This window comes from Nonomuraea sp. NPDC051941, from assembly GCF_044593615.1.
Map to the genome: position 1 here is coordinate 235650 of NZ_JBIUCF010000003.1, position 19603 is coordinate 255252.

Below are 19603 nucleotides of genomic sequence, written 5' to 3' on the forward strand. Positions count from 1 at the left end.
CGAGATGAGGGTGGTCCTCGCCGGTGGTGGGACGGCCGGGCACATCGAGCCCGCGCTCGCCCTTGCGGACGCGCTGCGCCATCTTGACCGGAGCGTCGGCATCACCTGCATGGGCACCGAGCGCGGTTTGGAGACGAGGCTGGTGCCCGCCAGGGGCTACGAGCTGGCGCTGGTGCCGGCCGTGCCGCTGCCAAGGGCGATCACTCCGAGCCTGCTCACCGTGCCGGGCCGGCTGGCCGGGGCGATCAACGCCGCGGCCGGCATACTCGACCGGGTCCAGGCCGACGTCCTCGTGGGCTTCGGCGGCTACGTCGCGACCCCCGCCTACCTGGCGGCCAAGCGGCGCGGCGTGCCGATCGTCGTGCACGAGGCCAATCCGCGCCCCGGCCTGGCCAACCGGCTGGGTGCCCGGCTCACCGAGCACGTCTTCACCGGCTTCCCCGAGGCCGCGATGCCCAAGGCCGAATACATCGGCACCCCGCTGCGCCGCGAGATCGTCACGCTCGACCGGCTGTCGGCGGGCGACAAGGCGCGCTCCTGGTTCGGGCTGGAGAACGACCGGCCGACGCTGCTGGTCTTCGGCGGCTCGCAGGGCGCCAGGTCGCTCAACCAGGCCGCGCTCGCCGCCGCGCCCGTGCTGCGCAGCGCGGGCGTGCAGGTGCTCCACGTGCTCGGCCCGAACAACACCGTCGACCGCGAGCCGCCGCCGGGCGACCCGCAGTACGTGCTGCTGCCCTACGTCGACCGCATGGACGTCGCCTACGCGGCCGCCGACTTCGCGCTGTGCCGCGCCGGCGCGCTGTCGTGCGCGGAGCTGACCGCGGTGGGGCTGCCGGCCGCGTACGTGCCGCTGCCGCACGGCAACGGCGAGCAGGCCATCAACGCCGGGCGCATCGCCCGGGGCGGCGGCGGCCTGATGGTCGACGACGCCCAACTGACACCCGAATGGATCATCCACAACGTGCTGCCCATCCTCCGTGACCCCGAGCGGGTCGCGGCCATGTCGGAGGCCGCCTCCAGACTTGGCCGGAAGGACGCCGATATCATGCTTGCCCGGAAAGTGTTGGAGATAGCCCGATGAGTCTCGTCAAGCTGGTCGATCCCATTGCCGTAGCGGATCTGGGGCGGGTGCACTTCATCGGCATCGGCGGCGCGGGCATGTCGGGCATCGCCCGCATCCTCCTCAAGCGCGGCGTGCGGGTGTCCGGCAGCGACGCGCGCAGCTCCGAGCTGATCACCGAGCTGCGCGAGCTGGGCGCCACGGTCCACATCGGCCACGCCGCCTCGCACATCAAGGACGTCGACACCGTGGTCGTCTCCACCGCCATCCGCGACTCCAACCCCGAGCTGGGCGAGGCGCTCAAGCAGGGGCTGCGGATCATCCCGCGGGCCGCCGCGCTGGCCTCCGTCATGGCCGGGCGCACCGCCGTGGCCATCGCGGGCACCCACGGCAAGACCACCACCAGCTCGATGCTGACCGTGGCCCTGCAGAAGTGCGGCGCCGACCCGTCCTACTGCGTGGGCGGGCAGCTCGTCACCACCGGGCTCGGCGCCGACGAGGGGCAGGGCCAGGTGTTCGTGGCCGAGGCCGACGAGAGCGACGGCTCCTTCCTCATGCTCGCGCCCGACATCGCCGTGGTGACCAACGTCGAGGCCGACCACCTCGACAACTACGGCGACCCGGGGGCCGTGCACGCCAGCTTCGCCCGCTTCGCCGAGCGGGTGGGCTCGCTGCTGATCGCGTGCGCCGACGACCCGGGCGCCGCCGAGCTGGCGCAGCGGGCGCGCGAGCGGGGGCTGCGGGTCAAGACGTACGGGGCCGAGGGCGAGGACTACCGCGTGAGCGGGATCAGGCCCGACGGGTTCGGCACGGTCTTCGCCATCGAGGGCAGGGGCGAGGTCCGGCTGGCCGTCCCCGGGGCGCACAACGCGCTCAACGCCACCGCGGTGATCGCCGTGGCCGACGAGCTGGGGCTGCCCTTCGAGGAGACCAGAGAGGGGCTGGGGGCCTTCACGGGGGCCAAGCGGCGCTTCGAGGCCAAGGGCGAGGCCGGCGGCATCGCGGTCTTCGACAGCTACGCGCACCACCCGACCGAGCTCACCGCCGACCTGAAGGCCGCCCGCGACGTGGTCGCCTCCTACTCCGGCCACGGCCGGGTCATCGCGATCTTCCAGCCGCACCTCTACTCGCGCACCCGGTTCTTCGCCGACGAGTTCGGCGCGGCGCTCGCGCTGGCCGACGAGGCCATCGTGCTCGACGTCTACGGGGCCCGCGAGGATCCCGAGCCGGGCGTCTCGGGCGCGATGGTGGCCGGGAAGGTGCCGCTGCCTCCGGAGCGGGTCGCGTACGCGCCCGACCGGGCCCTGGTGCCCGCGATGGTGGCCGAGCGGGCGCGGCCCGGCGACATCGTGCTCACCATGGGCGCGGGCGACGTCACGGAGCTCGGCCCCCAGATCGTGGCCCGCCTCTCCTGACACCCCCTGCGGACTGACGGCGCGCGAGCACCGACGGGAGCGCGGTGCGTCCCGTTGGGGGGCGTTTGGGCGTGGCGCGCGGTGCCGTGGGGCGCGTCGGCGTAGGTTCTGTGCCGACGCTCGGGGGCCGGAACCCCGGGGGCCGACATGGGGAGGGCGATGAAGGCGAGGACCGCGTTCCTGGGGCTGCTGACGGCGGGAGTGGTGGGCACGGCCGCCTGGCTGGTGTTCTTCTCACCCGTGCTGGGCGTGCGCTCGATCGAGATCGTGGGAAATCTCACAGTGCCGAGCGAGCGCATCAAACAGCAGGCCGGCGTGCCGGACCTCCATCCCCTCGCCACCGTCAACCTCGCCGACGTCGAGACCCGCGTGCTCGGCATCAGACAGCTCGCCAAGGCGAAGGTGGACCGGATCTGGCCGGGCACGCTCAAGATCGAAGTGGTCGAGCGCGAGCCCGTCGCCGCGATCCCCGCGGGCGGCAAGGTGGCGATCGTCGACAAGCAGGGCGTGGTGATCGAGGTCAAGTCCGCGGCGCCGCCCATGCTGCCGGTGCTCAAGGTCGACAACCCCGCCGTCGGCGACCCGGCCATGATGGCGGCGCTGCAGGTCATCCAGGCGGTCCCGGGCGTGCTGGCGCCCAAGGTCCGGGAGGTCCGCGCGGGCACGGCCGAGGGCGTGACCCTGCTGCTTTCCGACGGGCGCACCGTCATCTGGGGCGGCGCCGACCGTCCCAAGGAGAAGGCGCGCATTCTTACGTCACTGCTCAAACGAGAAAAAGCCACGGTGTACGACGTCAGCTCCCCGGACGTGGTGACGCTGAAGTGATCAAGACTGGGCAAGTGCGCGGCAACGGCATCGCCCAGCTTGTGCGAGGTGGGGGTCGCGGCGTGAGAGCCTTAAGTCGTACGTCGGGCCAGGAGCCCCCGACCAGGCGCGACTTCGGAGCGAAACGGACAGCCCGCGACACGCCGGACGTGCTTGCGGCGCGGTTAGTTGACCCGCCAGGTAGGGGACTCCTACTGTCCGTATCAATCCTCAGGTTGACATAAATCTAAATCTCAACCTGAGGTTGAGAGTTACCCGAAGTGACAAAAAGCGGAGACAATCCGCACCGAAATGGCAAGTCAACGAGCGGAAAGGCCCCTCGTCGTGGCAGCACCGCAGAACTACCTCGCGGTCATCAAGGTCGTCGGCATCGGCGGCGGCGGAGTCAACGCCGTCAACCGGATGATCGAGGAGGGACTCAAGGGCGTCGAGTTCATCGCGATAAACACCGACGCCCAGGCGCTGCTGATGAGTGACGCCGATGTGAAACTCGACGTGGGCCGTGAGCTCACGCGCGGACTGGGCGCGGGCGCCAACCCCGACGTGGGGCGCAAGGCGGCCGAGGACCACCGCGAGGAGATCGAGGAGGTCCTCAAGGGGGCCGACATGGTCTTCGTCACGGCCGGCGAGGGTGGTGGCACCGGCACGGGCGGCGCGCCCGTCGTGGCCAACATCGCCCGGTCGCTCGGCGCGCTCACCATCGGTGTCGTGACCAGGCCGTTCAGCTTCGAGGGACGGCGCAGGGCCATGCAGGCCGAGGCCGGCATCGAGACGCTGCGCGACGAGGTCGACACGCTGATCGTGATCCCCAACGACCGTCTGCTGTCGATCTCCGACCGGCAGGTGAGCGTGCTCGACGCGTTCAAGGCGGCGGACCAGGTGCTGCTGTCCGGTGTCCAGGGCATCACCGACCTGATCACCACCCCCGGTCTGATCAACCTCGACTTCGCCGACGTCAAGTCGGTCATGTCGGGCGCCGGTTCCGCCCTCATGGGCATCGGCCACGCCCGCGGCGACGACCGTTCGGTGGCCGCGGCCGAGATGGCGGTCTCCAGCCCGCTGCTGGAGGCCAGCATCGACGGCGCCCACGGCGTGCTGCTGTCGATCGCGGGCGGCTCCGACCTCGGTCTGTTCGAGATCAACGAGGCCGCGCAGCTCGTGTCCATGGCGGCCGCGCCGGACGCCAACATCATCTTCGGTACGGTCATCGACGACGCGCTCGGCGACGAGGTCCGCGTGACGGTGATCGCGGCCGGGTTCGACGACGTGCCGCCTCCGGTGGAGAAGCCGCTGCCCCGCCCGGCGAGCCGTCCCGCCGCCCCGCCGGCCGCGCCGCCCGTGTCGTCCCCTGTGCGGCCGAGCGTCGCGTCCCCCAGCGTGAAGTCGGAGCAGCCCGGGCTGCGCCCTGAGCCGCGCGCTGAGGCACGTCCGGAGCCGCGTACGGACTTCCGGCCCGAGCCGCGTGCCGAGTTCCGTCCTGAGCCCCGTCCGGAGCCGCGGGCCGAGTTCAGGGCCGACCCCCGGCCGGAGCCGCGCGCGGAGTTCAGGGCGGATCCCCGCCCGGAGCCCCGTCCCGAGCCGCCGCGCCCGGAGCCGGTGCGCCCGGTGGAGTCGGCGCAGATCCCCGGGTCCGTCGACGACGAGCCGCTGGCCGACGAGCCGTCCGGCCCCGTCTCCATCCCCCGGCCCACGCCCGAGCCCGCCAACCCGCCCACGCCCATCACCTCCCGCATGTCGGAGCCCGCCAAACGTCCTCGGGTGATCTTCGAGGAACAGGAAGAGGAGCTCGACGTCCCCGACTTCCTCAAATAGCCCGGTAGCCTGACGCCGCTCCCCGGCAGGGATCCGGGAGCGGCGCCGTCGTGCGCGAGGCGTACCGCACGGGCGTGTAGTGAAAGGGAGGGCCACGTGAGAAGGGACGAGATCGCGGCCGGGCTCGCCGAGGTCGACACGCGCATCGCGGCGGCCTGCCGCGCGGTGGGTCGTGACCGGGGCGAGGTCACGCTGGTCGCCGTCACCAAGACCCGCCCGGCCGAGGACGTGCGCATTCTGGCCGAGCTGGGCGTGCGCGACGTCGGCGAGAACCGGGACCAGGAGGCCGCGCCCAAGGCGCACGAGCTTGCGGACCTGCCGCTGACCTGGCATTTCGTCGGCCAGCTCCAGACGAACAAGGTCCGCTCGGTCGTCGCGTACGCCGACGTGATCCACTCCGTCGACCGGCTCCGGCTGGTGGAGGCGATCAGCAAGGAGGCGGTCCGCCAGGGCCGCAGGGTCGGCTGCCTCATCCAGGTCGCGCTCGACGACGACCCCGAAAGGGGCGGCGCCCGCGCCGCGGACGTGCTGGAGCTGGCCGACGAGGTGGCGCTGGCCGAAGGGCTGTGGCTGGGCGGCATCATGGCCGTGGCGCCGCTGGGGGAGGAGCCCGCCAAGGCGTTCGCCAGGTTGCGTGACGTGGCCACGCGCCTGGAGGAGCAGCACCCGCGCGCCACGATGATTTCGGCCGGTATGAGCGAGGACCTCGCCGAAGCCATCGCGTACGGCGCGACACACGTGCGGGTCGGTACGGCGTTGCTCGGTCGTCGCAAGCCCTTCGTCAGGTAATGTCCCCTCAAGTGGGTCTTCAGGCCCATGACCAAGTAGAGGTCGATCAGCGGTGAGCTCCAAGGGGGTACGGCTACCGCCTCGGGATCCGGTGTCGGGCTCGAGCGAGTGCGACCGTGAGCAGGAGGACGACGTAGCGATGGCCGGCGCGATGCGCAAGATGGCGGTCTACCTCGGTCTCGTGGAGGACGACCGCTACGAGAGGTACGAAACCTACCCGGACGACTACGCCTACGAGGACGAGGTACAGCGGCCCGGCGACGAGCGGCCCGTAGCGGTCCAGGAACGCGACGAGGAGCCCGAGGCGGGGGTGCCCGCGCCCAGGCCCGCCACGACGATCCTGGAGCGCCGCACGACCGATCTGGCCCGCATCACGACACTCCACCCCCGGACGTACAACGAGGCGCGTACCATCGGAGAGCACTTCCGAGACGGCACCCCGGTCATCATGAACCTGACGGAGATGGTTGACAGCGACGCCAAGCGTCTTGTCGATTTCGCGGCAGGTCTGGTCTTTGGCCTACATGGCAGCATTGAACGTGTTACCAACAAGGTGTTCCTGTTGTCCCCTGCCAATGTCGAGGTGACCGCCGAGGACAAGGCCCGAATCGCGGAACGCGGGTTCTTCAATCAGAGTTAGAGTCTCTGTATGTCTATCGCACCCAACCGGGTCTCGCCGAGACCGGGAGGGCACATCGGGAGTGGAGGCGCGGCCGGGCCGTGGGGATCGTAAGCCAGATCTTGGTCGTAGTCCTGTCTCTCTACCTGGTGCTGCTCATCGGCAGAATGATCTTCGAGACGGTGCAGGCTTTCGCCCGTCAGTGGCGCCCCTCCGGCATCGTCCTGGTGCTGGCCGAAGCCACTTACACCGCAACCGACCCACCTCTCAAGTTCCTCCGCCGTTTCATTCCCCCGCTCCGGTTGGGTACGGTGGCCTTTGACCTAAGCTTCACTGTCCTGTTCATCGCCGTGCTGCTGCTGATCCAGATCGTGGGGATGCTGCGATGACGGGGGCGGTGTGGCGCAGGTCGTGATCCAACTCGTGTCCGCGCTGAAGTGATTCGGGTTACCGTCCCTCCGGACAGACTCCAAAGCGCGCCAAGGAGACCAAAAAATGCCGCTGACGCCCGCTGATGTGCGGAACAAGCAGTTCAGTACCACCCGGCTGCGGCCGGGCTACGACGAGGAAGAGGTCGACGCCTTCCTCGACGAGGTGGAGGCTGAGCTCGACCGTCTGATCCAAGAGAACGAAGAGCTCCGCGCCAAGCTGGCCGAGTGCCTGCGGGGGAAGGTGCCGGGCGGCATGAACATGCCCATGGCCTCCGCCCCGGTCCAGGAGCAGCCCAAGCCTGAGATGATGGCTCCGCCGCCCCAGCCGGAGCCCATGCGCGCCCCCGAGCCGCCGCCTGTGCAGCAGCCGGTCCCCGTCATGAACATGCCTCCCGCCGAGGACAACATGGACACGGCGGCCCGCGTGCTCGCCCTCGCCCAGCAGACCGCCGACCAGGCGATCTCCGACGCCCGCCGGGAGGCGGACGAGACGGTCACCCGCGCCCGCCGCGAGGCCGACGAGATCCTCACCAAGGCACGCCGCCAGGCCGAGCAGGTCATCGGCGACGCCCGCGCCCGCGCCGAGACGCTCGAGCGCGACGCGCAGGAGCGCCACCGCCAGGCGATGGGCTCGCTGGTGCAGACCCGCGACGAGCTCGAGCGCAAGGTCGAGGAGCTGCGCAGCTTCGAGCGCGAATACCGCAGCAGGCTCAAGCTCTACCTGGAAAACCAGCTCGCCGAGCTCAACGTCTCCGCTGAGGGCAGCGGTGGGTTCCCGGTGATGTCCGGTGGTCCGGCGGGTCAGGCTCCCGCGATGTCGCACGCCGTGTCGCAGGGTCAGCCGCCGCTTCCCGGTGGTCCCAGCCCGTTCGGCGGCGAGGCTCCCCAGGGTGTCTTCCCCGGCGGTGACGGTCCCCACAACGACCGCCGGTAAAGTAGCGGGTCACTAGGACCTGTCACTCGAAAGAGCCCCCTGTGATCCTTATCAGTGCTGGTTTGGTGCTCGCGGCGGTCGTGTTGCTGATCGCGGGCTTCGTACTGGCTAAGCCGTTCCTGATCATGTGGTCCATCGTGGTCAGCGTGCTGTCCGCGCTGTTCCTCGTGATCGGGGCGTTCCTGCGGCGAAACGAGCTTTTTCCCGGTGGTGGGCAGGCCGCTGCGCCGGCCACCCCCCCGAAAGGGCTCATGCCGCCGGGCCCCGGCTCGCCGTACAGTCAGACCGGCCCCATGGGTCACCAGCCCCCACCGCGACCCCATCCGCATCCGCAGACGCCGCAGCGGACGGCTACCGTTCCCGCCGCCGCACCCCGCCGCCCCGCGGCGAGCGGCATCTCGCCGGATGCGATCGTGTTGGTGATCCCCGGACGCAAGCGCTACCACGTGTCCGGCTGCCGACAGCTGAGCGGCCGGGACACCGAGGAGCTCACGTACGAGGAGGCACGCGAGGAGGGCTTCACGCCCTGCACGGCGTGCCTGCCTGACGCCGCGCTCGGCGGACGGCAGCTGCCGCCTGCCGCCGACCCCGAGCCCGTCGTCGCCCCCGGCACCGCCGTCACGGCGGCGAGCCGGGCGGAAGACGCCGCGGAGACCCGCGACGTACGTCCGCCGGTCGCCCCGCCGAAGCCTGCCGCGAAGGCTTCCACCCCCGACCCGGAGCCCGCCTCCCGCGAGGAAGGCGCCACCGCGTGGTTCGGCCGCCCGTCCACCTCCTCCGCCGCCGAATCGGATGACGATCAGGCGGACGCGGAGACTTCATATTTCCGGCCGCCGCCTTCCGCGCGCAGGCCCGGCTCGCCCTCCGCCGCTCCGGAAGGTCCCGCCACGGGAGCCCCCGGCAAGGCCGGAGCACCCGCGGCCAAGCCTTCGCAGCGCACCGGCTCGCCGGAACAGCCCGGCCCCAAGGCCGGCCGTCCCACGGACGCACCCCGTCCGTCCGGCACCAAGCCCGGCCAGCCCGGCCAGTCCACCGGCTCGCCCGAGCAGTCCGGCACCAAGCCCGGCCGGCCTGGCGACAAGCCTGTGCAGACCGGCGGCCCGTCGTCGAAGCCGGGATCGACCGATGGTCCGGCGTCCGGCGCGAAGCCGGGACAGCCCGCCGGTGGGCCCTCTTCGAAGGCGACCGACGACGACGATTCCGCGGGGCCCGCCACGGCACCGCAGCCGCGCGTGACCTCTTCCGGGACGCCGGTCCGCCCTGGACCCTCGGGTGGGGCCTCCGGGTCGTCACAGCGTCCTTCTGGGGCCGCCAAGACGCCTGCCACGGCGGGGGAGAGTGCGACGGTGCCGGAGCGGCCCGCGTCCTCCGCCGAGTCGGAGGCCAAGCCCAAGGGCCCGCTGCCCCCGGGCCCCGGCGCGAGCGCCGGACGCCCTTCCGGCCCGAGCCCGGCCACCAAGCCTTCGACAACGGAAAAGTCCGGCCCCGACCGCCCGTCAGCCTCGGATCGGCCGTCCGCCTCCGACCGCCCGTCGGCCTCGGATCGGCCGTCCGCCTCCGACCGCCCGTCGGCCTCGGATCGGCCGTCTGCCTCTGACCGCCCGTCCGCATCCGGGCGGCCCTCTGCGGCGAGTGGCCCGGCCAAGGCGGGCACGTCCGGCGGCGCCAGCCCGAAGCCCGGGACCTCCGGCACCGGCGGGCCTGCCGGCTCGGGGGCGAAGTCCGGCACGACCGGCACGGGCTCCAAGGACGACGCCACTTCCACCAAGCCAGATGTGTTCAAGGGCGAGGGGAGCGGCTCGACGCCCAAGCCCGGCACCCCGACCAAGCCCACCAAGCCTGAGGCCTCCGGCTCGGCCAAGGCCGCTGACAAGTCCACCGGCCCCTCGGGCGGCGCTGAGGGCAAGGACGAGCGTTCCGGCATGGTGAAGGTCATCATCGGCACCCGCCGCTACCACAGCACCGCCTGCCCGTTGATCAGGGGCGCGGGGGAGTCGGGCGTGGAGACGATGACGCTCGCCGCGGCGGAGGCGGCCGGGCTGACGAGCTGCTCGGTGTGCCAGCACGACCGCGAGACGGTCAGCTGAGATCCCGCTGAACGACGTTCCTGATCAGGTCGCGCCGGCTACTCGGCAACGGGTGCTCGACGTGGTCTCGGTTACCGGCGCGAGCCAGGAAGACGGGCAGCACCGACTCGGTCGGGCTGGTGTTGCCTGAGATCACGCCGTCCTCCTTCGCGGGACTGACCCAGCACATCACCGACGCGGCTCGCCGGCACCAGCTGAGCGTGACCGTGGCGACGTCCAACGGCGATGTGGAGGTCGAGCGGGAGCACGTCGCCGAGCTTGCGCGACGACGGGTAAGCGGTGTGATCCTGCTCAGCGTGGAGCCGTTCCAGGATTCCTCCTGGGCCGCAGCGGTCGGGGTGCCCGTGCTGGTGCTGGGCCGTCCCTTCACCGTCGTGGAAGGCGCGGCGCCCGCCTTCCACCTGGCCGGGCATGGCCGCCGGAGAATCACTCGTGTGTCGGGGTGCGCCGCGATACTCCTTCATCCAGCAGCGCGTGCTCGGGGTCACGCGCGCGCTCGGTGAACGCGGCATCGACGGGGACGACCCGCAGATGCTGATCCACGTCGAGGCCACCGAGTGGGGCGGCTATCTCGCGGCGCGGCAGGTGCTGGCACTGCGGCCCAGGCCGGACGGCGTCATCATCGACAACCCGCGCCGGGCGATGGGCTTCCTCCGGGGCGCGGCCGACCTCGGTGTATCCGTCCTCGGCGGCACTGGCGGCACTGGCGGCGCGGTCTTCTTGACGCCGCTGCCGGCGGCAGCCCATCCGATCATCCCCGGGCGGCGTGTCGGATGTTGGAGTTCCTCCTCGGCGTGGTGCGGCCGCACTGACGCCTTCGCGAACCTTGGCCGGCCCGTACCGCCTTCGGCGCAAACCGCCCTCACCTGCGCCGACGCCTCCTCCTGCAAGGCGCTCCCGGAAGGTCATCGGCGGGGTCGAGCACTCGTGTAAGTGCGGCGCCGATGATTCGAATCGCCTCCGTGGTTCGTGCTCGCCGCGTGCGCGGCATGGTCCGCTACTCCGTGGTACCGTGTACTGGTACTCGGTAGCACCGAGTACCAAGGGAAGGCGGAAGAGGACCCACGATGGACGGCCTGACAGAGATGCTGAAGGGCACGCTTGAAGGCTGCGTGCTGGAAATCATCGGCAGCGAGGAGACCTACGGGTACGCCATCACGCGTCGGCTGAACGAACTGGGCTTCGCCGACGTCGTCGAGGGGACGGTTTACACCATCCTGTTGCGACTGGAGAAGAACGGGCTCGTCCAGGTGACGAAACGACCGTCCGGGCTGGGCCCGCCGCGCAAGTTCTATGAGCTCAACGAGGCAGGGCGCGAAGAACTCGCGACGTTCTGGGCGAAATGGGAGTACATCACATCGCGGATCGACAAGCTCAAGGAGGGCGGGAGATGAACTTCTGGGAGACCATGACAGGCAGCGATCTCACCAGGGAATGGAAGGCGTTCGAAGCTCGGGCCGAGGCATTGCCGGCCGACTACCGGGCGGCGTGGGAAGAGATCAAGGGTCATCTTTTTCCCTACGGGGACTTCACGGGTCGAAACCTGATGCCGATTCTCGACGGTGCTCTGGGGCTGCTCGAAGAGACGGCGGCCGATGGGCGGAGCATTCACGAGGTGCTGGGGGACGACATCGGGGGCTTCTGCGCGGCGCTGGCAGGCGGGAAAGGGGCCCGGAGCTATCGCGACAGGTGGCGTGAGCAGTTGAACAGGAACGTCGCAAGGAAATTGGGCCGGCTAGGAGGCTGACGTGGGCATCCAGGACATCATCGAGGGCAAGAAGCAGTGGCGGGCGCACATGGCGCGGGTCAAGGCACTCCCGCCGGACTACCAGATCGTCTACAAGGAGATGCAGAGGTACTTCTTCAAGGTTGGACCGATCGACTTGCTTGAGGGTCCCCTGCTCTCAGGGATCGTCGATTTCTTCGAGGAGGGCGTCGCGGCCGGTAAGGGAGTCCTGGAACTCATCGGCAACGACGTCGCCGCCTTCTGCGACGACCTGATCAAGGACTCGCGCACCTTCGCGGACATCTATCAGGAGTCCATCAGCGGGGAATCCGGCACGGCCGAGAAGTAGCACCCGTCGACCCGGCCTTGAACACGAGCTGCTCGGTCGGTGTCTCCAGCGCGGCCTCGATCATCTTCGATCTGAACGCCGGCCCTTCATCGGCCCGCTCATCGGCGCGGCCCGTCGATATCTCCACCGGCGCCTGCGGGGCCATCAATGAACTCCGGCGGATACCCCGAATCGGCGAGGCCGCCGGCGACCTGCCGGGTGAACTCGCCCAGCGGCGACATCGTCGTCGACCAGCCTCACTCAGGTGGTCGAGCGCAATCCGAACATCAAGATCACGCGAAGATCCCCGGCGACCACGGTGCAATCCTGCGCAACGACGCCCCGGCTGCGGGTCCCGCGCGGACGGCGCCGGGGGTGTGCTTCGGGGGAGGGCGGTGGGCCGTGAGGAGGCGGCCCATCGGGGGTGGGGGTCAGGGGGTGGGGGGCAGGGGGCGGGGCGTGAGGGGCGTTCCAGCACAGGGGTGGGTGGCGGTGGGGCGGGTTGTGAGGGTGCGCCCCACCGCCGTAGTGCGTGTCAGGCGCGGCGGAGGTGGAAGGTCAGGGACAGGTCCTCGTCCGTGTGGGACGGGAGGTCTGTCGCCGTGCCCTCCGTGACCGTCGTCGCCAGGACCTCCTCCGCCACCACATGCCCCTCGGTGCGCAGGGCCGTGGCGAGCTCGGGGGAGGACGTGGTCCACCACAGGTCGATGCGGTCCGTGATCGACAGGCCGGTCGACTTGCGGGCGTCCTGGACCAGGCGGATGACCTCGCGCAGGAGACCGGCGCGGCGCAGCTCGTCGGTGAGCTCCAGGTCCAGGGCCACCGTCTCGCCCGTGCCGGTGCCGATGGCGCCCGTCTCCACCGCCCAGCCCGAGCGGGGCTGCTCGTTGACGATCACGTCGTCCGGGCCGAGCATGATCTCGCCCAGCTCGTCCGCCTCCACCATGACCGTGGATCCCGAGCGGAGGGCCCGGGCCACGCGGGTGGCGTCGGCGGCGGCCACGGCGGCCGCGACGAGCTTGGTCTGGGAGCCGAAGCGCTTGCCCAGGGCCCGGAAGTTGGGCTTGACCGAGTAAGTCACGAGATCGGCGCTAAATCCGGACATGTCTTCGAGGGTGTGGACGTTCAGCTCGTCCGCCACCAGGCCCCGGAGCTCGCCGGGCAGCGACGGCCAGCCGTGTGCCCCCACCAGGGCGCGGCGGAGCGGCTGGCGGGTCTTGACGCCCGACGAGGCGCGGGCCGAGCGGCCCAGCTCCACCAGGCGGCGTACGAGGGCCATCTGGTCGGACAGCACCGGGTCCAGCAGGTCCTCGCGCACCTCCGGCCAGTCGGCCAGGTGCACCGAGGAGGGCGCGTCGGAGGAGCGAAGGACGTCCCAGAGGTAGTCGGTGATGAACGGCGTGACGGGGGCCATCAGCCGCGTCACCGTCTCCAGGCACTCGTAGAGCGTCGCGAACGCCTCCGGCGACCCCTGCCAGAAGCGGCGGCGCGAGCGGCGCACGTACCAGTTGGACAGGTCGTCGAGGAAGTCCGCCAGGCGGCGCCCGGCGCGCTGGGTGTCGTACTCGTCCAGCGACGCCGTGACGTCGGCCACCGTCCTGTGCAGCTCGGCCAGCACCCAGCGGTCGAGCAGCGGGCGCTCGGCCGCGGGCGTGGCCTGCGCGAGCATGGCCGGCGACCAGGACTCGGCGTTGGCGTAGAGGGTGAAGAACGACGAGGTGTTCCAGAGCGTCAGCAGGACCTTGCGGACGATCTCCTCGAGGGTGTTGTGCCCCACCCGGCGCGACGCCCACGGCGAGCCCGAGCAGGCCATGAACCACCGCAGCGCGTCGGCCCCGTGCTGGTCCATGAGCGGGATCGGCTCGAGGATGTTGCCCAGGTGCTTGCTCATCTTGCGGCCGTCCTCGGCCAGGATGAGGCCGAGGCAGAGCACGTTCTCGTAGGAGGACTGGCCGAAGACCAGCGTGCCGACGGCCATCAGCGAGTAGAACCAGCCGCGCGTCTGGTCGGTGGCCTCGCAGATGAACTGCGCCGGGTAGACGCCCTCCGGCTTGCCGCGCTCGCCCCACTGGGCGAACGGCATGGAGCCGGAGTCGTACCAGGCGTCGATGACGTCCGGCACGCGGCGCGCGAGGGCGCCGCACGACGGGCAGTCGAAGGTCACGTCGTCCACGAACGGGCGGTGCGGGTCGAGCGCCGAGATGTCCTGCCCCGCCAGCCCGCCCAGCTCCTCCAGCGAGCCGACGCACGTCACGTGGGACTCGTCCGCCGAGCACACCCACAGCGGCAGCGGCGTGCCCCAGTAGCGCGAGCGCGACAGCGACCAGTCGACGTTGTTGCGCAGCCACTCGCCGAACCGGCCCCACTTGATCGTCTCGGGGTACCAGTTGGTGCCGGCGTTCTCGGACAGCATCTTGTCCTTGACCGCGGTGGTGCGGATGTACCAGGACGGGAGCGCGTAGTAGAGCAGCGGGGTGTGGCAGCGCCAGCAGTGCGGGTAGCTGTGCTCGAAGTGGCCGCCGCGGTAGAGCAGCCCGCGGGCGCGCAGGTCCTCGGTCAGCTCCTCGTCGGCGTCCTTGAAGAACCGGCCGCCGACCATGGGCACGTCGTCGAGGAAGCGGCCGTCGGGGCCGATCGGGTTGACGACGGGCATGTCGTACTGCCTGATCACGGCCATGTCGTCGGCGCCGAAGGCCGGCGCCTGGTGGACCAGGCCGGTGCCGTCCTCGACCGTGACGTACTCGCCGAGCACGACGTAGTGGGCGCCGGGGATGTCGACCAGGTCGAACGGGCGGGAGTACGCGGTGTGCTCCAGCTCGCGGCCCGTGTAGCGGGCCACCTCGGTCGCGCCCTCGCCGAGGACCGACAGCAGCGGCTCTGCGACCACCAGGACCTCGCCGTCCGCGGTGCGGGCCGCGACGTACGTCACGTCGGGGTGCACGGCGACGGCCGTGTTGGACACGAGGGTCCACGGCGTGGTCGTCCACACCAGGAGCGCGGCGCCCAGCTCGGCCAGCGGCCCGGCGGTCACCGGCATGCGGACGTAGACCGACGGGCTGGAGACGGTCTCGTAGCCGCCGGGCTGGCCCAGCTCGTGGTCGGACAGCCCCGTGCCGCAGCGCGGGCAGTACGGCGTGATGCGGAAGTCGCGGAACAGCAGCCCCTTGTCCCAGATGACCTTCAGCGACCACCAGACCGACTCGATGTAGGACGGGTCCATGGTCCGGTACGCCTGGGACAGGTCGATCCAGTAGCCCATGCGCTCGGTCAGCTGCTCGAAGGCGTCGACGTGGCGCAGCACCGACTCGCGGCACTTGGCGTTGAACTCGGCGATGCCGTATTCCTCGATGTCCTTCTTGCCGGTCAGGCCCAGCTCGCGCTCCACGCCGACCTCGACGGGCAGGCCGTGGCAGTCCCATCCGGCCTTACGCGGGACGCTGAATCCGCGCATGGACTTGTAGCGCGGGAACAGGTCCTTGAACACCCGCGCCTCGACGTGGTGCACGCCGGGCAGGCCGTTCGCGGTGGGCGGGCCCTCGTAGAAGACCCAGGACGGGTTTCCGGAGTTCTGCTCCACGGAGCGCTCGAAGATCTTCCCGTCCCGCCAGCGGTCGAGGACCTCGCGCTCGAGCGCGGGCAGGTCGACCTGCGCGGGAAGAGAGCGGAAAGATGGCGAAGACATTTCGGGTGTGACCTCCACGCTTGATCGGCCGGTAGGGCGAGCGTGAAGGGACGAAGCCATGCGGCCCCGCGGTACCACCCTTCTTGACCTCGCACGCGGGCGAGGCCCTCTTCGTTTGATCTGCGGCCGGGTCTAATGAGCTCTCGCGAGCCGTTCTTCCGGCGGCTCCGGGGTGATATCCCTCACAGTCGGGCCCCATCAACGCCTTGCAGTCTCAAACCATAACGCAGAGTGGGGCCGAAGGCTTCCTGGTATCTCAGGGCGAGCCGCCTTAGGGGCCGTCGGTACGCAACCGACAAAGTTGCGGGAATGGACGCCCCTGTGGAGGAGTTTAATGCGCGAGGCGGGATAGTACGGGGGAGGTAAACCGTCCGGCGGGTCGTTTGCCGTTCCGTTATGTGGATCCCTAAGCTGCCCGCACCATTTACGGCCTTGATCAGCAATGGAGGCAGCCATGGCGGCAGTCACGCAGACCGCTACACCTTCGATGTGGTCGGAAGAGGAGCTGGCCGAGGTACGCGGCAGGCTCCAGAGCGAGATCGACCAGCTCAACGCGGACATTCACCGCCACGAGACGGAGATAGCCTCTGGAGACGTCACTCAGGGGGCGGGCGACGACCAGGCGGACGCCGGCGCGAAGACGTACGAGCGCGAACGCGAGATCGCCCTTACCCTGAATGCGCGCGATCTGGTCGCGCAGAACGAACGTGCGATCGCCAGGATCGACGCCGGGACCTATGGAGTGTGCGAATCGTGCCACAAGCCGATCGGCAAGGAACGCCTTCAGGCGTTCCCGAGGGCGACGCTGTGCGTGGCCTGCAAGCAGAAGGAGGAGCGCCGGTAGGCCGCCCCCGCGGGCGTCTGGTCGCCGTCCTCGTCGTGCTGGCGGCCGTGGTCTACGCGGCCGACCTCATCACCAAGACGGTGGTGCTTCGCACGCTCGAGGGTCAGGCGCCGCTCGTCGTCCTCCAGGACGTGCTGCAGTTCCGGGTGATCTTCAATTCCGGTGCCGCGTTCAGCCTCGGCACCGGAATGACCTTCGTCTTCACCTTCATCGCCGCGGGCGTGGTCGTCGCCATCGTGCGCACCGCCCGCAAGCTCGGCAGCCGGGCCTGGGCGGTCACGCTGGGGCTGCTGCTCGGCGGCGCGCTCGGCAACCTCACCGACCGGCTGCTGCGCTATCCCTCGGGGATCGGGCGCTCCACGCAGCTGCAGGGGCACGTCGTCGACTTCATCGAGGTGCTCCCCGGGCATTTCCCCGTGATCGACTACTTCCCCGTGTTCAACATCGCCGACTCGGCCATCGTCTGCGGCGGCATCCTGGCGGTGCTGCTGGCCTGGCGCAACGTGCAGATCGACGGGTCCCGGGAGACCCCGGAGACCAAGGGGGCCGAGAAGGGTGAGTGAGCAGCGGAGCCTGCCCGTACCCGACGGGCTGGAGGGCGAGCGGCTCGACGCCGCGCTCTCGCGGCTGTTCGGCTTCTCCCGCACCCGCGCGGCCGAGCTGATCGGCGCGGGCGAGGTGCTGGTGGACGGCCGGCAGCCGGCCAAGTCCGACCGCGTGCACGCGGGCGCGTGGCTCGACGTGACGATGCCGCCGCCGGTCACCACGCCGATGCCGGTCGCCGAGCCGGTGCCGGGCATGACGGTCGTGTACGAGGACGACGACGTCATCGTGATCAACAAACCGATCGGCGTGGCCGCCCACCCGACCGTCGGCTGGACGGGGCCGACCGTGATCGGCGGGCTGCTCGGGGCCGGTCACACGATCGCCACCAGCGGGGCCGCCGAGCGCCAGGGCATCGTGCACCGCCTCGACGCCAACACCACGGGGGCGATGGTGGTGGCCAAGAGCGAGGTCGCGTACTCGCGGCTCAAGCGGGCCTTCAAGGAGCGCACGGTCGACAAGCGCTACCACGCGCTGGTGCAAGGGCATCCCGACCCGTTCAGGGGCACGGTGGACGCGCCCATCGACCGCCACCCGTCCGGGGACGGGCGTTTCGCGGTGGTGGCCGGGGGGAAGCCGTCGGTCACCCACTACGACACCGTCGAGGCGTTCCGCGCGGCCTCGCTGCTGGACATCAAGCTGGAGACCGGGCGTACGCACCAGATCAGGGTGCACATGGCGGCGCTGCGGCACCCCTGCGTCGGGGACCTGCTCTACGGGGCGGATCCGACGCTGGCGGCCCGGCTGGGGGTCACGCGCCAGTGGCTGCACGCGGTGGCGCTCGGGTTCGAGCACCCCACCACGGGCGACTGGATGTCGTTCAGCACGGACTATCCGCAGGACCTGCAGAAGGCGCTGGACATCGTCCGCGCCGAGTCCTGACCGGACCCGCCTACCCGGGAGAGCGGGTCGCGCACGGGCCGGTGCAGGCGGGCGTGGGCTCGCCGGGCCACCCGGTGTCCGGGTCCAGCGTGACCGCCGCCGCCAGCTCGGCCAGCCGGTCCCCCGAGTCGCCGCGCCCGGCCTCGGCGTAGGCCGCGTAGCCGTCCCTGAGCACCGTGACGCGGCGGTCCTCCCGCACGGCGGGCAGGCCGCGCACGGTGGTGGCGGGCTTCAGGGCCGGGGTCCGTTCCACGACCCCGACCTCCAGCCACGAGCCCGCGTCGCCGTAGCGGAGCCCCACCCTGGCCGGGGAGCCGTACGAGGTGACCGCGCCCACCGGCGCGCCCAGCTGTCCCGGGACGGTGAACGGCACGTCGATCCGTTCGCCCGCGGAGGGCAGGACGCTCTGGGCCACCCGGTGGGCGAGCTCGCGGTCGCCGCCCTTGACCGACACCACGCCCCACGCCCGCGGCCCCCACTGCCAGGCCACCTCGGCCGTGCCGGGCCTCAGGACGGGCTCCCGTGGCCAGATCGCGGCCCGGCCGTTGACCGGGGGAGCGGCGGATCCGTCGGTGGTCATGGGCCGGCTGCCCTGGGCGTACAGCTCGATCACCGCGTCCCCCGGCCGTGACGGGTCGGCGGGGCGCAGGGTGACCCGCTGGACGAGGCGGCCCGTCACGTACGTGTCGGGGGTGAAGCCGCCCGCGGAGCCCACCGTGAAGGCCCTGGTCAGCACGTCGAACCCGGCTTGCGGGGCGACCGCGGGCTGCGGCCGGGGCCGGGCCGCCCGGTGGCCGAGCACGGTCGTCAGGGCGATCACCGCGACCACGGCGCTGACGGCCGCCACCGCCCCGAGCGCCGCGCGGGCGCGCGTCCGCCGCCGCCCGGCCCGTACGGCGGACGCCACGCTCACCCGCCCCGTCGGATCGGGCTCCATGCCGCGCAGCGGATCGAGCAGCCGCCCGCCGTCCACGGCGGGACCAGGGCCGCGGTCACGGGCGTCCATGCCGCATCGCTCCCTCCACCACCAGCGTCGGATCGTCACCGAGCACCTCGCGCAACGTGGCCAGGCCGCGGGCCGACTGGCTCTTCACGTTGCCCGCCGAACACCCCAGGATCTCCGCCACCTCCGACACGGGCAGATCGAACAGGAACCGCCGCCCGACCTCGAGACCCGCCCGCTGTCGCGGCGGCACCTTGGCCAGCGCCGCGCGCACCACCGACCGGGTCTCGAGGTCGGGCGGCGGCCCGGCGCGCTCCTCGGTGACCTCGTGGGAGGAGCCCGCCAGCCTGACGCGGGTCCACCAGCCGAGGCGCTGGTCGTTCAGGAAGCACCGGACGAGCATCGCGTCCACGTACCTGTCCAGGTCGCGGGCCGCGCAGGCGCGCCGCCAGTGGACGTAGAGCCTGGTGATGGCCATCTGCACGACGTCGTCGGCGCGGTGGGCGTCCTTGCACAGGTAGTGCGCCAGCCGCCGCAGCGCCGGGAGCCGCGCGGTCACGTAGTCCACGTAGTCCCGCTCCTCCGCCGCGTGCACCCGACACCTCCTCGGTCATCCTTCACTC

Annotated in this window: 21 protein-coding genes; 17 read left to right on the forward strand and 4 right to left on the reverse strand. The window is 71.0% G+C overall.

Features of this window, described 5'->3' with window-relative positions:
- The first annotated feature begins 4 nt into the window (after positions 1 to 4).
- The 9 genes from murG to ACIHFD_RS07635 all read left to right on the forward strand — a co-directional run bounded on the left by murG (position 5) and on the right by ACIHFD_RS07635 (position 9972).
- Positions 5 to 1081, forward strand: coding sequence for an undecaprenyldiphospho-muramoylpentapeptide beta-N-acetylglucosaminyltransferase (gene murG / locus ACIHFD_RS07595; protein WP_350729170.1), 1077 nt, complete (start codon positions 5 to 7; stop codon positions 1079 to 1081).
- Positions 1078 to 2475, forward strand: a complete 1398-nt coding sequence (murC, locus tag ACIHFD_RS07600; RefSeq protein ID WP_397366039.1) for a UDP-N-acetylmuramate--L-alanine ligase — start codon at positions 1078 to 1080, stop codon at positions 2473 to 2475. Before murG ends, murC begins: the two co-directional genes overlap by 4 nt.
- Before the next feature lie 159 nt (positions 2476 to 2634).
- The gene (locus ACIHFD_RS07605) at positions 2635 to 3300 is read left to right on the forward strand and encodes an FtsQ-type POTRA domain-containing protein (RefSeq protein ID WP_350729174.1); all 666 of its coding nucleotides are present in this window, start codon (positions 2635 to 2637) and stop codon (positions 3298 to 3300) included.
- Positions 3301 to 3624: 324 nt separating this feature from the next.
- Positions 3625 to 5112 carry a cell division protein FtsZ gene (gene ftsZ / locus ACIHFD_RS07610; RefSeq protein WP_350729175.1) on the forward strand — a complete coding sequence of 496 codons (1488 nt, stop codon included), beginning with the start codon at positions 3625 to 3627 and terminating at the stop codon, positions 5110 to 5112.
- A gap of 96 nt (positions 5113 to 5208) precedes the next feature.
- Complete coding sequence (locus ACIHFD_RS07615; protein ID WP_397366040.1) at positions 5209 to 5901, forward strand: YggS family pyridoxal phosphate-dependent enzyme; 693 nt, start codon at positions 5209 to 5211, stop codon at positions 5899 to 5901.
- Between the two features lie 139 nt (positions 5902 to 6040).
- Positions 6041 to 6541, forward strand: coding sequence for a cell division protein SepF (locus ACIHFD_RS07620; RefSeq protein ID WP_350729179.1), 501 nt, complete (start codon positions 6041 to 6043; stop codon positions 6539 to 6541).
- A gap of 80 nt (positions 6542 to 6621) precedes the next feature.
- The gene (locus ACIHFD_RS07625; RefSeq protein ID WP_350729181.1) at positions 6622 to 6909 is read left to right on the forward strand and encodes a YggT family protein; all 288 of its coding nucleotides are present in this window, start codon (positions 6622 to 6624) and stop codon (positions 6907 to 6909) included.
- 106 nt (positions 6910 to 7015) lie between these two features.
- Positions 7016 to 7885, forward strand: coding sequence for a DivIVA domain-containing protein (locus ACIHFD_RS07630; RefSeq protein WP_350729183.1), 870 nt, complete (start codon positions 7016 to 7018; stop codon positions 7883 to 7885).
- 41 nt (positions 7886 to 7926) lie between these two features.
- Complete coding sequence (locus ACIHFD_RS07635; RefSeq protein ID WP_397366041.1) at positions 7927 to 9972, forward strand: hypothetical protein; 2046 nt, start codon at positions 7927 to 7929, stop codon at positions 9970 to 9972.
- Here the strand turns inward: ACIHFD_RS07635 and ACIHFD_RS07640 are convergent.
- Positions 9965 to 10108 (reverse strand): hypothetical protein, encoded by a 144-nt coding sequence (locus tag ACIHFD_RS07640; protein ID WP_397366043.1) that lies wholly within the window; start codon positions 10106 to 10108, stop codon positions 9965 to 9967. The two genes, ACIHFD_RS07635 and ACIHFD_RS07640, sit on opposite strands and share 8 nt — an antisense overlap.
- Here ACIHFD_RS07640 and ACIHFD_RS07645 point away from each other — a divergent pair.
- From ACIHFD_RS07645 to ACIHFD_RS07665, 5 genes are all read left to right on the forward strand, one after another.
- Positions 10092 to 10475: a hypothetical protein gene (locus tag ACIHFD_RS07645; RefSeq protein WP_397366044.1), complete on the forward strand. Its 384-nt coding sequence runs from the start codon at positions 10092 to 10094 to the stop codon at positions 10473 to 10475. The genes ACIHFD_RS07640 and ACIHFD_RS07645 overlap by 17 nt on opposite strands.
- The gene (locus ACIHFD_RS07650; RefSeq protein ID WP_397366045.1) at positions 10447 to 10905 is read left to right on the forward strand and encodes a hypothetical protein; all 459 of its coding nucleotides are present in this window, start codon (positions 10447 to 10449) and stop codon (positions 10903 to 10905) included. Before ACIHFD_RS07645 ends, ACIHFD_RS07650 begins: the two co-directional genes overlap by 29 nt.
- A 134-nt stretch (positions 10906 to 11039) precedes the next feature.
- On the forward strand, positions 11040 to 11366 hold the full coding sequence (locus ACIHFD_RS07655; protein ID WP_363963697.1) for a PadR family transcriptional regulator: 327 nt from the start codon (positions 11040 to 11042) through the stop codon (positions 11364 to 11366).
- Positions 11363 to 11719, forward strand: a complete 357-nt coding sequence (locus ACIHFD_RS07660) for a DUF1048 domain-containing protein (RefSeq protein ID WP_363963699.1) — start codon at positions 11363 to 11365, stop codon at positions 11717 to 11719. The genes ACIHFD_RS07655 and ACIHFD_RS07660 overlap by 4 nt, the downstream gene beginning before the upstream one ends.
- A gap of 1 nt (position 11720) precedes the next feature.
- Positions 11721 to 12047 (forward strand): DUF1048 domain-containing protein, encoded by a 327-nt coding sequence (locus tag ACIHFD_RS07665; RefSeq protein WP_397366046.1) that lies wholly within the window; start codon positions 11721 to 11723, stop codon positions 12045 to 12047.
- A gap of 514 nt (positions 12048 to 12561) precedes the next feature.
- Here ACIHFD_RS07665 and ileS read toward each other — a convergent pair.
- The gene (ileS, locus tag ACIHFD_RS07670) at positions 12562 to 15708 is read right to left on the reverse strand and encodes an isoleucine--tRNA ligase (RefSeq protein WP_355192694.1); all 3147 of its coding nucleotides are present in this window, start codon (positions 15706 to 15708) and stop codon (positions 12562 to 12564) included.
- 454 nt (positions 15709 to 16162) lie between these two features.
- Here ileS and ACIHFD_RS07675 point away from each other — a divergent pair, with 454 nt between their 5' ends.
- Genes ACIHFD_RS07675 through ACIHFD_RS07685 form a run of 3 tightly spaced genes read left to right on the forward strand, consistent with a single transcriptional unit; the run spans position 16163 to position 18037 of the window.
- Complete coding sequence (locus ACIHFD_RS07675; protein WP_350729195.1) at positions 16163 to 16552, forward strand: TraR/DksA C4-type zinc finger protein; 390 nt, start codon at positions 16163 to 16165, stop codon at positions 16550 to 16552.
- Between the two features lie 35 nt (positions 16553 to 16587).
- Positions 16588 to 17115, forward strand: coding sequence for a signal peptidase II (gene lspA / locus ACIHFD_RS07680; protein ID WP_350729231.1), 528 nt, complete (start codon positions 16588 to 16590; stop codon positions 17113 to 17115).
- The gene (locus ACIHFD_RS07685; protein ID WP_185073022.1) at positions 17108 to 18037 is read left to right on the forward strand and encodes an RluA family pseudouridine synthase; all 930 of its coding nucleotides are present in this window, start codon (positions 17108 to 17110) and stop codon (positions 18035 to 18037) included. Before lspA ends, ACIHFD_RS07685 begins: the two co-directional genes overlap by 8 nt.
- A gap of 10 nt (positions 18038 to 18047) precedes the next feature.
- Here ACIHFD_RS07685 and ACIHFD_RS07690 read toward each other — a convergent pair whose 3' ends face one another.
- Positions 18048 to 19043 (reverse strand): hypothetical protein, encoded by a 996-nt coding sequence (locus tag ACIHFD_RS07690; RefSeq protein WP_397366047.1) that lies wholly within the window; start codon positions 19041 to 19043, stop codon positions 18048 to 18050.
- Positions 19030 to 19575, reverse strand: coding sequence for a sigma-70 family RNA polymerase sigma factor (locus tag ACIHFD_RS07695; RefSeq protein WP_397366048.1), 546 nt, complete (start codon positions 19573 to 19575; stop codon positions 19030 to 19032). Before ACIHFD_RS07695 ends, ACIHFD_RS07690 begins: the two co-directional genes overlap by 14 nt.
- Positions 19576 to 19603: the final 28 nt, after the last annotated feature.

Coding starts and splice junctions, on each gene's coding strand:
- murG (WP_350729170.1), top strand. CDS start 5: ATGAGGGTGGTCCTCGCCGGTGGTGGGACGGCCGGGCACATCGAGCCC.
- murC (WP_397366039.1), top strand. CDS start 1,078: ATGAGTCTCGTCAAGCTGGTCGATCCCATTGCCGTAGCGGATCTGGGG.
- ACIHFD_RS07605 (WP_350729174.1), top strand. CDS start 2,635: ATGAAGGCGAGGACCGCGTTCCTGGGGCTGCTGACGGCGGGAGTGGTG.
- ACIHFD_RS07620 (WP_350729179.1), top strand. CDS start 6,041: ATGGCCGGCGCGATGCGCAAGATGGCGGTCTACCTCGGTCTCGTGGAG.
- ACIHFD_RS07630 (WP_350729183.1), top strand. CDS start 7,016: ATGCCGCTGACGCCCGCTGATGTGCGGAACAAGCAGTTCAGTACCACC.
- ACIHFD_RS07655 (WP_363963697.1), top strand. CDS start 11,040: ATGGACGGCCTGACAGAGATGCTGAAGGGCACGCTTGAAGGCTGCGTG.
- ACIHFD_RS07660 (WP_363963699.1), top strand. CDS start 11,363: ATGAACTTCTGGGAGACCATGACAGGCAGCGATCTCACCAGGGAATGG.
- ileS (WP_355192694.1), bottom strand. CDS start 15,708: ATGTCTTCGCCATCTTTCCGCTCTCTTCCCGCGCAGGTCGACCTGCCC.
- ACIHFD_RS07675 (WP_350729195.1), top strand. CDS start 16,163: ATGGCGGCAGTCACGCAGACCGCTACACCTTCGATGTGGTCGGAAGAG.
- ACIHFD_RS07690 (WP_397366047.1), bottom strand. CDS start 19,043: ATGGACGCCCGTGACCGCGGCCCTGGTCCCGCCGTGGACGGCGGGCGG.